Raw genomic sequence first — 11,927 nt, 5'->3', positions numbered from 1 at the left:
GCCTAGCCGCAGGACAGCAGCGTCCAGCAACGATCGGCAATCTCTGCCGCGCCAGGGTGGCCGCGCAGGCTTGATCGTTTCGCAAGGCGGCACTGCAGATCGTCCATCCAGGCTGACCGGGTACCGTGCGGATCTCTCACATAGATGTCGCAGGCAAGCCGGATGACCGGCGCCACTTCGTGCCGGAAACTCACCGCGGGCAACGCGCCCAGGTTGAACGCGGTTTCCCAGTGGGCCAGCTCGCGCTCCACATCGACAACGTGCTTGCTTCTTCCGCGGCTCACGGCGCCTACCCCTGTTCGAAACCTCACTGTACACGCTTGCTGCCGGGAGCCTGTTCATCACAACCGTTCATACAACGCGCTTGCCGGCACGTTCCCGTAACGGCAACAGGCCCACAGTCAATCGGCAGCACACTTGCTGCGACGGAGAATCGAAATGAACAGCGTCCCCGAACAGAACAGGAATGACCGCTCCAACGCTTCCGCTGAAGCAGAACAGCCCGTGCAGCAGGGGCAGGTCGAGGGGGGCGAGCCCAGCGCGGAGGAGCCTGGCCGGCAAGGCGAACAACAGCAGCAGGACAAGAAGGATCGTAGCGACTCGAATCCAACGGACCAAAAGAAAGGCGGTCCCGGCGGTGATACGCGTCGCTGAATAACAGGAGGAGCCGCGCGCCGCGCGGCTGCTTCCGCGCAGCAGACAGGGAGCGCGCATGTCCTCGCAAAGCCAGGCGATCAGCCTGATGACCAAGATCATGTACCAGTGCCGCCCGGAGAGAACGACGACGATGGCGCAATGCCGTTGCTGCGATGCGCCCAGTCCTGGCGGGATGGAGTGCGCACGGTGCCTGACCGGAAGGCTTGGCGAAACGATTCACAATCGTGGCGCAGCGTTCGGCTGGCTGGAGTCGTTCCGCAGGGTCCAGCAGGACGAAGCACACGTATTCGAATGCGCAAAGCGCGCCGATGCGGCATCTTCCTAGGCGTCGCATCCAGACCTGACATCGCGCAGGCGTATGCTCGGGTCATCCAGGAGCAACGCGATGACTTTTCCGATCTGCATCTACGATAGAACGGGCACGGGGCTCCGGCTGCCCACGGGGTGGTGGATCGACCTTCAGTCCAATCTGCCCGCGCTGGTGAACGGCGCCGCACGTATCGACCTTCCGCGCTCTTCGAAAGACGAGCATCCACGCTTGGATCCAGAGGTCCTGAGGGACCTCTTCCGGCGCATCGGGGGTTCGCAGTGGCTAGGTTGAATCCGGTGCGTTCCCTGGGAGTGCGCTGGCTGTTCTTCCGTCTTCGCAACGGCCAATCCATCAGTCCCGCCAGGTTGATGTCCGTCTGGTCCGAGGCTGCCGAATCCAATGAGTGCGCCGTGCGCCGCGAGATCATCGACGGCGCAGGCTACGTCTATGCCCTGTACGCGCCCAACAGCCTGCTTTCCCCCCGGCGTGTGGAGCTGCGCATGAGAGCGCTGCTGGAGGAGGCGGGCTACGCCTTCACGATGGGTAGCCTGGCAGGGCGTCACCCCGGCGACGGTTGAGGCGCGGCGCTGAGGCGCCGGCCGGACAGTCCATGTGTCGCTCTCATTCGGGGCCATCAGGCTCCAGAGGTTCGTCAGGTGCGGGATCGAAGAGCGCCAGCATCCGTTCCCGCCGGCACTGTTCGAGCCAGTGGTGCCATATCTCCACCTCGTCCATCAGCCCCGTGGCACCGCACGCGGGGCACGTGAGCGTCGTGCCCAATGGACTCGTCTTGATGCCCTCGTCCTGAGTCATTGATGAGCGCAAGCCGCAGCTCTTGCAGGTGGATCGCAATTGATCGAGGCGAACGATGGCCCCATTGCGCGCAAGAAGGGGCTGGATCGCGTGGATCCGGAAGGCATTGGGAGGATGCATGGCCGTGTCGTCTGGGGCTGGACACGGGAGCAAAGGATTCTGCGCCGGAGAAGAGCCGTGAGAGCGCAGTGTGCTTTGTTGGAGGTTAACCCTTCATCAAGGTGCACACCGCGCGCCATGATTGGCCTGAAATCCCACGGCCGCAATCGTGCACTGACGTGGACGCTGGCGCTCGTCCGGTGCCGGCCCTGCCTCTGGGCAGGAAGGGCTCCGCCATCACAACGGAGCCCCGTACACTCACTTTTCCTGCAGGAACGCCAGCAGGTCCTGGTTGACCTTGTCCTTGTGGGTGTCGGTCAGGCCGTGCGGCGCACCCGGGTAGACAATCAGCTTTGCGCCCTTGATGAGCTTCGCCGATTGGCGGCCTGAGATGTCGATCGGCACGATCTGGTCGTCGTCACCGTGGATCACCAGGGTGGGCACATGGAATTTCTTCAGGTCTGCGCGGAAATCGGTGGCCGAGAACGCAGCGATCGAGTCGTAGGTGTTCTTGTGGCCGCCCTGCATGCCCTGCGCCCACCACGCATCGATCAGCCCCTGCGACACCTTCGCGCCCGGGCGGTTGAAGCCGTAGAACGGGCCCGACGGAATGTCCTTGTACAGCTGCGCGCGGTTATCTATCTGTGCCTTGCGGACGCCATCGAACACTTCGATCGGCAGGCCGTTCGGGTTGTCGGCGGTCTTCAGCATGAACGGCGGCACCGAGCTGATCAGCACGGCCTTCTTCACCCGTCCAGTGCCGTGCCGGCCGATGTAGCGCGCCACTTCGCCGCCACCGGTGGAGAAGCCCACCAGGGTCACATCGTGCAGGTCCAGCGTATTGATCACCGTGGCCAGGTCATCAGCGTAGTGATCCATGTCGTTGCCATCCCACGGCTGGCTGGAGCGGCCGTGGCCGCGACGGTCATGGGCAATGACGCGGTAGCCGTGGTTGGCCAGGAAGATCATCTGCGATTCCCAGCTGTCCGAGTTCAACGGCCAGCCGTGGCTGAAGGTCACGACCGGGCCGTTCTTCGGGCCCCAGTCCTTGTAGTACAGCTGCACGCCATCGGCGGTGGTGATGTAGGTGGCGGTGCGCGCGATGCTGGTGACTGCCGCCGGCGTGGCCGGTTCGGCGGCCTGCGCGGACAGGCTGGCCTGGACCGAGAGGGCAAGGGCGGCAACGGCCAGGGTACGGGCGAAGGTGTTCATGCGGGAACTCTCATGGGTGGGTGGTGAGACGTACTTTGCGCCTGCAATCAGGCGTCCGGGTGATGAACTGTCCTGATTTCTTGATAGATCGTCTTGCACGGATGTGCGCACGCGAATCGCTCGCGATCGCCTGTTGACAAGGGAGAACGCTCATTCTACCTTGCAGCCATGAGCAAGGGCAGCACCGACACCCAACAGAAGATCCTGGCCACGGCCGAGGCGCTGATCTACCAGAACGGGATCCACGCCACCGGCATGGACCTGCTGGTGAAGACCTCGGGCGTGGCGCGAAAGAGCATCTACCGCCACTTCGAGAACAAGGACGACGTGGCCGCCGCCGCATTGAAGGCGCGCGATGTGCGATGGCTGGCCTGGTTCCGGCAGGAGTGCGATAAAGCGGACACCCCGGAAGCACGCATCCTCGGCTTGTTCACCGTGCTCAAGAACTGGTTCCAGTCCGAGGGCTATCGCGGGTGTGCGTTCATCAATACCGCCGGGGAGGTCGGCGACCCGGCCGATCCGATCCGGGAAATCGCGCGGAATCACAAGCAGAAGCTGCTCGATTACACGCTGGAACTTACCGAACAACTGGATGTGGAGCAGCCGGCGGATCTGGCCCGTCAGCTGCTGATCCTGATGGAAGGCGCCATCACCCTGTCGCGCGTGATGGGTGATTTCGACGCCGCAGACACCGCGAAGGATGTCGCGAAGCTGTTATTGGAACAGGCCAAGCGTTAGCGCCTGGGTACCCCAGATCCCTTGAAGCAACCCGTATATCCATTTCGATTGGAGGTTTCCCCGTGTCCGCTGAACAACCCCGTCCGCCGCTTCCTCCGTTCACCCTTGAATCGGCCACGCAGAAAGTGCGTCTTGCCGAGGATGGCTGGAACTCCCGCGATGCCGACAAGGTCTCGCTTGCCTATTCGCTCGACACCCAGTGGCGTAACCGTGCCGAATTCACCAACGGTCGGGAGGAAGCCCGGCAGTTCCTGGCACGCAAATGGAACAAGGAGCTCGAGTACCGCCTGATCAAGGAGCTCTGGGCCTTTACCGAAAACCGCATTGCGGTCCGCTACGCGTACGAATGGCACGACGACTCCGGCAACTGGTTCCGTTCCTATGGCAACGAAAACTGGGAATTCGGAGAGGATGGCCTGATGCAGCGCCGCTTCTCCTGTATCAACGACATGCCGATCAAGGAGAGCGACCGCAAGTTCCATTGGCCGCTGGGGCGTCGCCCGGATGATCACCCGGGGTTGTCGGAGCTGGGTATGTGATTCCCGCTGAGGCGCCATCCGAAGCACGCTCAGGTACGATGGGGCGGCCGGCATCCGCGCCGGCGGGGCAGGGGGCGCAATGGACATGCAGGCCGGGGGCGGATTCGAACCGCCAGCGAAGACCGATTCTCAGGAACTGGGATTGATGATCCTATTTAAGAGAGCCGGTCTTCTCTTGTGCCTGGCGGGCGCAGGGTCGGTTAATGCGCAGGTGCCGCCTCAACCGGACAGGCCGAAAGTTGAGCTTGACGGGTCGATCGCAACGGATGATGGCGCGGAGCTTGATGACAAGCAGCTACGCACGCTGGTCGGGCACGCAGATGCAGGCGACGCCGAGGCGGCGTTTCGACTTTCGCGCCACTTTGAGGGCAAAGGCGTGGCCGGCAACTCCCATATGTGGCTTGCCTATGCCGCAGCGCTGGGACACCCGATTGCACAGTACAACGTGTTCTTCATATTGAGGGACAAACAGGACTGTGAGTCATCCAGTGAGGCATGCGCATGGCTCAAGAGTGCCGCGCTGAAGGGAGTGAAGGCCGCGCATTCCGAACTTGAGCAGGCGGCACGCATGGCGTCTCTGCGATGTGCCAGCAAGCGAGAGGAAGAGAGAAGCCATCTACCTACGAGAGAAGCGAGCGTGGCAACTCAGTCAAGCCCGCCGTAGTTGGCCTGCAGGCTGGGAATGAGTCCGGGTGTCCATGAAAGGGCTGGATGCAGTCGATTTCTTCGGACTTGCTACAACATGTTCTTCTGGGCACTCAGGCTGACTGCCTTGGCAGGTTCGTACATTTCGCCGACTTCACAGATCTGTACCCCGCAGATGGGCATAGTGGCCCTTCGGTAGTGTGAGCGCGTCCATCCAGCCACGGGGTTTCCCCGAACGCCAGGAGGTCACTGTGCCAAGTTGTGATGAAGGAATGAAGTTGACGCGTCGCCAGGTGATCGCCGGCGGCGTCACGACCGTGGCGATGTCCGCCGCACCGGGGGCATCATCGCTCGCCGCCGAACTGGCGGCGCCCTCGCCGCCCAGGCCGCCGGTCATCAGCACGGTGGCCTTGACCGTCAACGGCGAGCGGCGGGAGCTTGAGCTCGACACCCGGACCACGCTGCTCGATGCCCTGCGCGAACATCTGAAGCTGACTGGAACGAAAAAGGGCTGCGACCACGGTCAATGCGGTGCCTGTACCGTGCTGGTCAACGGTGAGCGCATCAATGCCTGCCTCAGCCTGGCGGTACAGCACCAGGGCGATGCCATCACCACCATCGAAGGCCTCGGAACTCCCGATGACCTGCATCCGATGCAGGCCGCCTTCATCAAGCATGATGGCTACCAGTGCGGGTATTGCACGCCGGGGCAGATCTGTTCGGCGGTGGCGGTCCTGGACGAGATCAAGCGGGGTGTGCCCAGCCATGTACAGGCGGACGTCAGCGCACGGCCCCGGGCCACCAACATGGAAATGCGCGAACGCATGAGCGGCAACCTCTGCCGCTGCGGCGCCTATTCCAATATTGCCGAGGCGATGGCAGAGGTCGCTGGCGTCACCTCTGCAGGGAGGCGCGCATGAGGGCCTTCAGTTACGAACGCGCGAAATCCCCGGCCGAGGCCGCCAAGGCCGTCGCCGGTACCGAGGGCGCGAAGTTCCTGGCCGGAGGGACCAACCTGCTCGACCTGATGAAGCTGGAGGTCGAGACGCCAGCGCATCTGGTCGATGTGCAGGACATCGGCCTGGACAGGATTGAACCCACCGACGAGGGCGGCCTGCGCATCGGCACGCTGGTCACCAATACCGCACTGGCCTCGCATGAGCGCGTGCGCCGCGACTACGCGGTGCTGACCCGCGCGATCGTGGCAGGCGCCTCCGGGCAGCTGCGCAACAAAGCCACCACCGGCGGCAACCTGCTGCAGCGCACGCGCTGCCCATATTTCTACGACCCCAATCTGCCTTGCAACAAGCGCCTGCCCGGATCCGGCTGCGGCGCACTCGAGGGGTTCTCCCGGCAGATGGGCGTGATCGGCACCTCGGACAGCTGCATCGCGACCTATCCGGGCGACATGGCGGTGGCCCTGCGGGTGCTGGACGCCTCGATCCAGACCGTCAGGGGTGACGGCAGTACGCGCAGCATCCCGATTGCCGATTTCCATCGTTCCCCCGGCGACAGGCCGCAGCAGGACAACGTGCTGCAGCGCGGTGAGCTGATCACCCACGTCACGCTGCCAGAACCCTTGGGCGGTCGGCACGTGTACCACAAGGTACGTGACCGCGCGTCCTATGCGTTCGCACTGGTGTCGGTCGCCGCAGTCGTGCAGCGTGACGGCTCGGCGCGGTTCGCCTTCGGTGGGGTCGCGCCGAAGCCGTGGCGCGTCGAGGCGGCCGAACCGCTGCTGCGCGACGGCGTAAAGGCCGCGGCCCGGCAGGTGTTCGCCGGTGCCCGTCCGACGCGGGAGAACGCGTTCAAGATCGCGCTCGCCGAGCGCACTCTCGCAGCGGTGCTGGTGGAAGGAGAGCGCTGATGCCCCTTGAATTCAATGCCCCCGCCGGCGACAACCTGTTCGACAAGGCCAAGGTCGTCGGCAAGTCGACGCCGCGCATCGACGGTCCACGCAAGACCACCGGCACCGCCCCCTATGCCTACGAGCGCCATGACGTTGCGCCGAACCAGGCCTACGGCTACATCGTCGGTGCGGGCATCGGCAAGGGGCGCATCATTTCGATGGATGCCTCCCGCGCACGTGCCGCGCCCGGCGTATTGGCGGTCATCACCGCACCGGAAACCAAGCCGGTCGGCACATCGAACTGGAACAATGCGCCGCTGTTCGGCGGACCCGAAGTGGCTCACTACCACCAGGCCATCGCCTGCGTGGTAGCAGAGACCTTCGAGCAGGCCCGCGCCGCCGCGGCGCTGATCCGCACCCGCTACGAGCGCGGCAAGGGCCGCTTCGATTTCCCAGACTTGGCGCCGTCCGCGCCGCTGGCAAAGGGGCGCGGTGGCAAGCCCGACCGGCAGACGCTCGGCGATTTCGACACCGCTTACGCGAGCGCGGCGGTCAAGCTCGACGAGACCTACCACACCTCCGACGAAAGTCATTCGATGATGGAGCCGCACGCCACCATCGCCGCCTGGGAGGGCGACACGCTCACGCTATGGACGGCGAACCAGATGATCGACTGGGCCAGGCAGGGCATGGCGGCGATCCTCGGCATCGATCCTGCCAAGGTGCGCGTGGACTCGCCCTATATCGGCGGCGGCTTCGGCGGCAAGCTGTTCATCCGTGCCGACGCGGTGCTGGCCGCGCTGGCGGCCAAGCAGGTCGGGCGGCCGGTGAAGATCGCACTGCAGCGCCCGTTGGTGCCCAACAACACCACGCACCGGCACGCCACCCTCCAGCGCGTGCGGATCGGCTGCGGAAAGGATGGCCGGATCTCCGCCATCGCCCATGAGAACTGGTCGGGCAACATCAACGGCGAGGACGGCGAGAACGGCACCCTGCAGACGCCCAAGCTCTATGCAGGCGCCAACCGCCTGGTGGCCAATTACATCGCCACGCTCGACATGCCCGAAGGCAATGCGATGCGCGCACCGGGCGAAGCACCGGGCCACATGGCGCTGGAAGTGGCGATGGACGAAATGGCCGAGAAGCTGGGCCTCGACCCGATCGCGTTCCGCATCCTCAACGAGCCCGAGGTGGTACCCGGCGATCCGTCCAAGAAGTTCTCCGACCGCAACCTGGTGCGCTGCCTGCGCGAAGGCGCGGAGCGCTTCAACTGGAACAAGCGCAACCCCAGGCCGGCGCAGGTCAGGGAAGGGGACTGGCTGGTCGGCATGGGCGTGTCTGCGGGCTATCGCGGCGCACCGACAATGAAGTCGGCGGCGCGGGTCCGGCTTGACGGCCAGGGCGGGGTGATTGTGGAGACCGACATGACCGACATTGGCACCGGCTCCTACACGATCATCGCGCAGACGGCAGCCGAGACCATGGGCGTGCCGCTGGAGCGGGTCCAGGTAACCCTCGGCGACTCCCGTCATCCCGCCTCCGCCGGTTCCGGCGGCCAGTGGGGCGCGGCAAGCTCCACCGCGGGCGTGTACGCGGCGTGCGTCAGCCTGCGCCGCAAGGTGGGCGAGAAACTGGGCTTCGACGGCGACACCGCAGACTTCGCCAATGGCCGCATCCAGGTGGGTGGGCGGACCATCAAGCTGGCGGAGGCGGGCACACTGTCGGCGGAGGACGGCATTGCCTTCGGCGACTTCAAGCAAGGCTACGACGTCGGCACCTATGCAGGGCATTTCTGCGAGGTCGCCGTGCATGCCTACACGGGAGAGACGCGCATTCGTCGCATGCTTGCCGTATGCGATGGCGGCCGGATCCTCAATCCGCTGTCTGCACGCAGCCAGGTCATCGGGGGGATGGTGATGGGTGCGGGCGCGACCCTGATGGAGGAGCTGGTGGTCGACAAACGGCTTGGCTTGTTCATCAACCACGACCTGGCCGGCTACGAGGTTCCCGTGCACGCCGACATCCCGTACCAGGAGGTGGTCTTCCTCGACACGCTGGATCCGGTGATCTCGCCGATGAAGGCCAAGGGTGTGGGTGAACTGGGCATCTGTGGGGTCGGCGCCGCGATCGCCAATGCGGTCTACAACGCAACCGGCGTGCGCGTGCGCGACTATCCCATTACCCTGGACAAGCTGCTGCCCGGCTTGCCCGACGTGGGCTGACCCTTGCGCATGGACCGACCCGCAGCCTCGCCCACTCTGGAGGCCTCCGCCGCAGGCGGAGGGGAGCCCGGAGATCTTGCCGAGCACCTGTCGGCAGCGCCGGGCTTCCTCGCCGAAGGCAGCCCGCGCGGCGTACTCGAGGCGGCCTTGACGCGTGTGCGCGCGGGGGAGCACGCCGTGCTCGCGCTGGTGCTGGAAACCGATGGCTCCACTTACGCCGGTGCCGGCGACATGGTGCTGTTCTGCAACGGCGGCCAGGTCGCCTGGCTGAGCGGCGGATGCCTGGAACCCGCGCTCGCGCGTCGCGCGGAGCAGGTGAGCGCGGCAGGGCGGGTCGACTGGATCGAGATCGACACCCGCAGTGACGACGACCTGTTGAGTGGGTCTGCGCTCGGGTGCCGCGGCCGGCTGCGGATTGCGCTCCTGCCATTGCGTGCCATGGCCGGCATCGACGACGTGATCGAGGCTTGGTTGCGCGAGGGTGTGTCACTCCAGCGCGACCTTCGTACGTCGGGCCAGGTCGTTTTCCGCGCCGGCCATCGCGAGCAGGCGTGGCAGCTGCATCCGATGGAGGGTACGCAGCCCTTTGGCGAGGGCGCATGGCATTTGCCGTTGCCCCGGCTTCCGCGGGCCGTGGTGTTGGGGGGCGGTCCGGAAACGCCCTTCCTGGTTCCGTTGCTGCGGGGCCTGGGGTGGCGGGTCAGCGTGGCCGAACGGCGAGCGCGCTGGGCCTCAGCCGGGCAGTACGCCGATGTGCATCTTCAGACCAACCCTGCAGAGGCCCTTCATGGTGACCCGTGCGACGCGGCACTGGTGATGCATCACGATTTCGAACTGGACCGGGAGGCGCTGGTGGCCCTGGCTGATACCAAAGTTATGTTCATTGGACTGCTGGGTCCGCGGCGAAGGCGCGAGGACCTGTTCAAGCTGCTGACACCGGATCAGCGCCACCGCCTTTCCCCGAGACTTCGATCACCTGTCGGCCTGGACATCGGCGGCCGAGGGCCAGAGGCGATTTCGCTCAGCATCGCCGCGCAGCTGCAGCAATGGCGAAGCGCGCACGGCAGGTGACCGACGCGCATGCGGTCGTCGTGCTGGCTGCCGGCGGGAGCACCCGACTTGGCCAGCCCAAGCAGCTTCTGACCCGGCAGGGCGAGACCCTGGTACATCGCGTGGTGCGGTTGGCGCGCGAGCTCGCGCCAGCGCAGGTCCTGGTCGTGGTGGGCGCGAACGCACAGGCCGTGACATCCAGCATTGCCGGCCTGGATGCCACCCCGGTAACCAACCAGCACTGGGAACGCGGCCTGGCGAGCAGCCTGCAGGTTGCCAGCGCACACCTGCTGCCCACGGTGACTGCGGTGATGGTCGTGGCATGCGACCAGCCCGCAATCGAGCGCTCCCATCTGCAGGCGCTGCTTTCGGGTGCCCGCGCCTCGGCGTCAGGGTGCGCTGGCACCCGTCATGGAGGCGCGCTTGGCATTCCTGCAGTAGTGCCGCACGCATGGTTCAATCAAGTGGGTGCAAGCGGTGACCGCGGCTTCGGAGCGCGCCTGCGGCAACTTCCTGCCGATACGGTGCATGTCCTAAAGGCACCGGCACTGGGCCTGGATATCGATACGCCAGAAGATCTTGCACGTGCGCGCGATGCGGGCTGGATCGATGCCGGGAGGTGACCCGCATGATCACTGGGCCAATGCCTGTCGCGCAGGTGACTAGTGTGGGCCACATCGCGCGCCCTCAGGCACCTCTCCCCCGAACATCTGCAGCACCCGATCCAACAGAACAGGTTCCGGCACGTCAGCCAGTACCTGCTCCAGGTAATCCAACGGCTCCAACTGCCATTCGAGGAGCGCCCGCAACCGCATAACGGCAGGCGCCCGCTGCTTCGCGTCCAATGAGACCTGCAACAGCAGATGTTGCGAGCGCCTCTCCAGCCACAGCACGGGTATGCCTCGGCAATGAACCTGGAACTCGGCATCTCGGCGCCGCTCAACGAACTGGAAGCCCTGTAGTGGCCGATCCTCCACGAACTGCATGGCTTGGCGGCGCAACTGCAGAAAGCGATCGCCGGGGATGCTGTGGAAACCGATAGGCGAGGGCTTGGGCGGTGCCAGCCACTGCGTCTGTGCCGCAACCACCACCACAAGACAGAGCGCGGTGGCCGCCCAGCGCCACCAGGCCACTCAGCCCTCCGGATGCAGTCGGGTACTGGCGTGTGCGGTAAGGCCGATTCCGGCCATGATCAGCCCCTCCATCACGCGCGGGCCGACGTATTGCTCCAGCTCGCCGTTCTCGCGGGCACGCTGCGCGGCCAGCAGGATCTCCAACACCACGCGAAGCCCGGCCAGCGAGCAATCGGTATCCGCCAAGGCAATGCGCCGGCCCGGCATCTGGTGGCGCTCCGGCCAGGGCTGACCATCGGAGGCGACGCCAGAGCCGATGCTGTGCAGCAGGGCGATGAGGGTGTTCGGGTCCAGCGCAGGGCCATTCGCAGGCGCGTCGTGGATCGGGTGCGGGGCAGGGGAGTGGGGCTGGGTCATGGCGGGGCTCCTTGCGTGCATGCAGAAGCCGCCACCGATAAAGGTGGCGGACGATGCGAGGTTCGAAACCCGGTCTACGCTAAACCGGCAGGCGCAAGGCCTCCACGCACCGCCCGCCATAGCAGGCCGACGGATTGCCAGCCGGCACCACCTGATGGGTGATGCCGGCTGGCAAGCGTTTACTTCAGCGTAGAACCGGGGTTTCGAATCCCGGCCACCTGTTCAAGGTGGCACGGCAAGGAATACGCCCGGTTGTGCGCGATGCCAATGCAGTAGGGCTGATGACGTCACTACTTTCAACAT

The 11,927-nt window shown here is 65.3% G+C and carries 16 protein-coding genes; 11 read left to right on the top strand and 5 right to left on the bottom strand.

The features are described from left to right. Nucleotides 1-2: 2 nt before the first annotated feature. Nucleotides 3-284 carry a hypothetical protein gene (locus tag ROV93_RS05675; RefSeq protein ID WP_072167046.1) on the bottom strand — a complete coding sequence of 94 codons (282 nt, stop codon included), beginning with the start codon at nucleotides 282-284 and terminating at the stop codon, nucleotides 3-5. 154 nt (nucleotides 285-438) lie between these two features. Between ROV93_RS05675 and ROV93_RS05670 the strand changes: the two genes are divergently transcribed. From ROV93_RS05670 to ROV93_RS05660, 3 genes are all read left to right on the top strand, one after another. Further along, complete coding sequence (locus ROV93_RS05670; RefSeq protein ID WP_072167045.1) at nucleotides 439-654, top strand: hypothetical protein; 216 nt, start codon at nucleotides 439-441, stop codon at nucleotides 652-654. A gap of 58 nt (nucleotides 655-712) precedes the next feature. Further along, nucleotides 713-982: a hypothetical protein gene (locus ROV93_RS05665; RefSeq protein WP_005416562.1), complete on the top strand. Its 270-nt coding sequence runs from the start codon at nucleotides 713-715 to the stop codon at nucleotides 980-982. Between the two features lie 281 nt (nucleotides 983-1,263). Further along, on the top strand, nucleotides 1,264-1,545 hold the full coding sequence (locus ROV93_RS05660; RefSeq protein WP_005416560.1) for a hypothetical protein: 282 nt from the start codon (nucleotides 1,264-1,266) through the stop codon (nucleotides 1,543-1,545). Nucleotides 1,546-1,588: 43 nt separating this feature from the next. Here the strand turns inward: ROV93_RS05660 and ROV93_RS05655 are convergent, their stop codons facing one another. Together ROV93_RS05655 and ROV93_RS05650 are read right to left on the bottom strand one after the other, a co-directional pair. Further along, nucleotides 1,589-1,900 (bottom strand): hypothetical protein, encoded by a 312-nt coding sequence (locus tag ROV93_RS05655; RefSeq protein WP_026346984.1) that lies wholly within the window; start codon nucleotides 1,898-1,900, stop codon nucleotides 1,589-1,591. Between the two features lie 237 nt (nucleotides 1,901-2,137). Beyond that, on the bottom strand, nucleotides 2,138-3,091 hold the full coding sequence (locus ROV93_RS05650; protein WP_072167043.1) for an alpha/beta hydrolase: 954 nt from the start codon (nucleotides 3,089-3,091) through the stop codon (nucleotides 2,138-2,140). Between the two features lie 168 nt (nucleotides 3,092-3,259). Here ROV93_RS05650 and ROV93_RS05645 point away from each other — a divergent pair, with 168 nt between their 5' ends. The 8 genes from ROV93_RS05645 (at nucleotide 3,260) to ROV93_RS05610 (ending at nucleotide 10,757) form a co-directional block, all read left to right on the top strand. After that, nucleotides 3,260-3,829 carry a TetR family transcriptional regulator gene (locus ROV93_RS05645; RefSeq protein ID WP_072167042.1) on the top strand — a complete coding sequence of 190 codons (570 nt, stop codon included), beginning with the start codon at nucleotides 3,260-3,262 and terminating at the stop codon, nucleotides 3,827-3,829. A gap of 62 nt (nucleotides 3,830-3,891) precedes the next feature. Beyond that, nucleotides 3,892-4,368: a nuclear transport factor 2 family protein gene (locus ROV93_RS05640; protein WP_021202431.1), complete on the top strand. Its 477-nt coding sequence runs from the start codon at nucleotides 3,892-3,894 to the stop codon at nucleotides 4,366-4,368. Between the two features lie 79 nt (nucleotides 4,369-4,447). Next, the gene (locus tag ROV93_RS05635) at nucleotides 4,448-5,032 is read left to right on the top strand and encodes a sel1 repeat family protein (protein WP_141653552.1); all 585 of its coding nucleotides are present in this window, start codon (nucleotides 4,448-4,450) and stop codon (nucleotides 5,030-5,032) included. Between the two features lie 253 nt (nucleotides 5,033-5,285). Continuing rightward, entirely contained in the window at nucleotides 5,286-5,933 is a 648-nt protein-coding gene (gene paoA, locus ROV93_RS05630) for an aldehyde dehydrogenase iron-sulfur subunit PaoA (RefSeq protein ID WP_072167040.1), read from the top strand. Beyond that, nucleotides 5,930-6,880 (top strand): xanthine dehydrogenase family protein subunit M, encoded by a 951-nt coding sequence (locus ROV93_RS05625; protein WP_072167039.1) that lies wholly within the window; start codon nucleotides 5,930-5,932, stop codon nucleotides 6,878-6,880. The genes paoA and ROV93_RS05625 overlap by 4 nt, the downstream gene beginning before the upstream one ends. Further along, the gene (gene paoC, locus ROV93_RS05620; RefSeq protein WP_180890350.1) at nucleotides 6,880-9,084 is read left to right on the top strand and encodes an aldehyde oxidoreductase molybdenum-binding subunit PaoC; all 2,205 of its coding nucleotides are present in this window, start codon (nucleotides 6,880-6,882) and stop codon (nucleotides 9,082-9,084) included. Before ROV93_RS05625 ends, paoC begins: the two co-directional genes overlap by 1 nt. A gap of 9 nt (nucleotides 9,085-9,093) precedes the next feature. Further along, the gene (locus ROV93_RS05615; protein ID WP_072167037.1) at nucleotides 9,094-10,155 is read left to right on the top strand and encodes an XdhC/CoxI family protein; all 1,062 of its coding nucleotides are present in this window, start codon (nucleotides 9,094-9,096) and stop codon (nucleotides 10,153-10,155) included. Beyond that, the gene (locus ROV93_RS05610) at nucleotides 10,131-10,757 is read left to right on the top strand and encodes a nucleotidyltransferase family protein (RefSeq protein ID WP_072167036.1); all 627 of its coding nucleotides are present in this window, start codon (nucleotides 10,131-10,133) and stop codon (nucleotides 10,755-10,757) included. Before ROV93_RS05615 ends, ROV93_RS05610 begins: the two co-directional genes overlap by 25 nt. A gap of 39 nt (nucleotides 10,758-10,796) precedes the next feature. Here ROV93_RS05610 and ROV93_RS05605 read toward each other — a convergent pair whose 3' ends face one another. Both ROV93_RS05605 and ROV93_RS05600 read right to left on the bottom strand, forming a co-directional pair. After that, nucleotides 10,797-11,267 (bottom strand): hypothetical protein, encoded by a 471-nt coding sequence (locus ROV93_RS05605; protein WP_072167035.1) that lies wholly within the window; start codon nucleotides 11,265-11,267, stop codon nucleotides 10,797-10,799. Then, complete coding sequence (locus tag ROV93_RS05600) at nucleotides 11,268-11,624, bottom strand: hypothetical protein (RefSeq protein WP_072167034.1); 357 nt, start codon at nucleotides 11,622-11,624, stop codon at nucleotides 11,268-11,270. Between the last annotated feature and the right edge of the window lie 303 nt (nucleotides 11,625-11,927).

Origin of the sequence: Stenotrophomonas maltophilia group sp. msm4, assembly GCF_032025605.1 — a bacterium.
GTDB lineage: Bacteria > Pseudomonadota > Gammaproteobacteria > Xanthomonadales > Xanthomonadaceae > Stenotrophomonas > Stenotrophomonas sepilia.
This window is presented reverse-complemented; position numbering and strand designations above follow the sequence as displayed.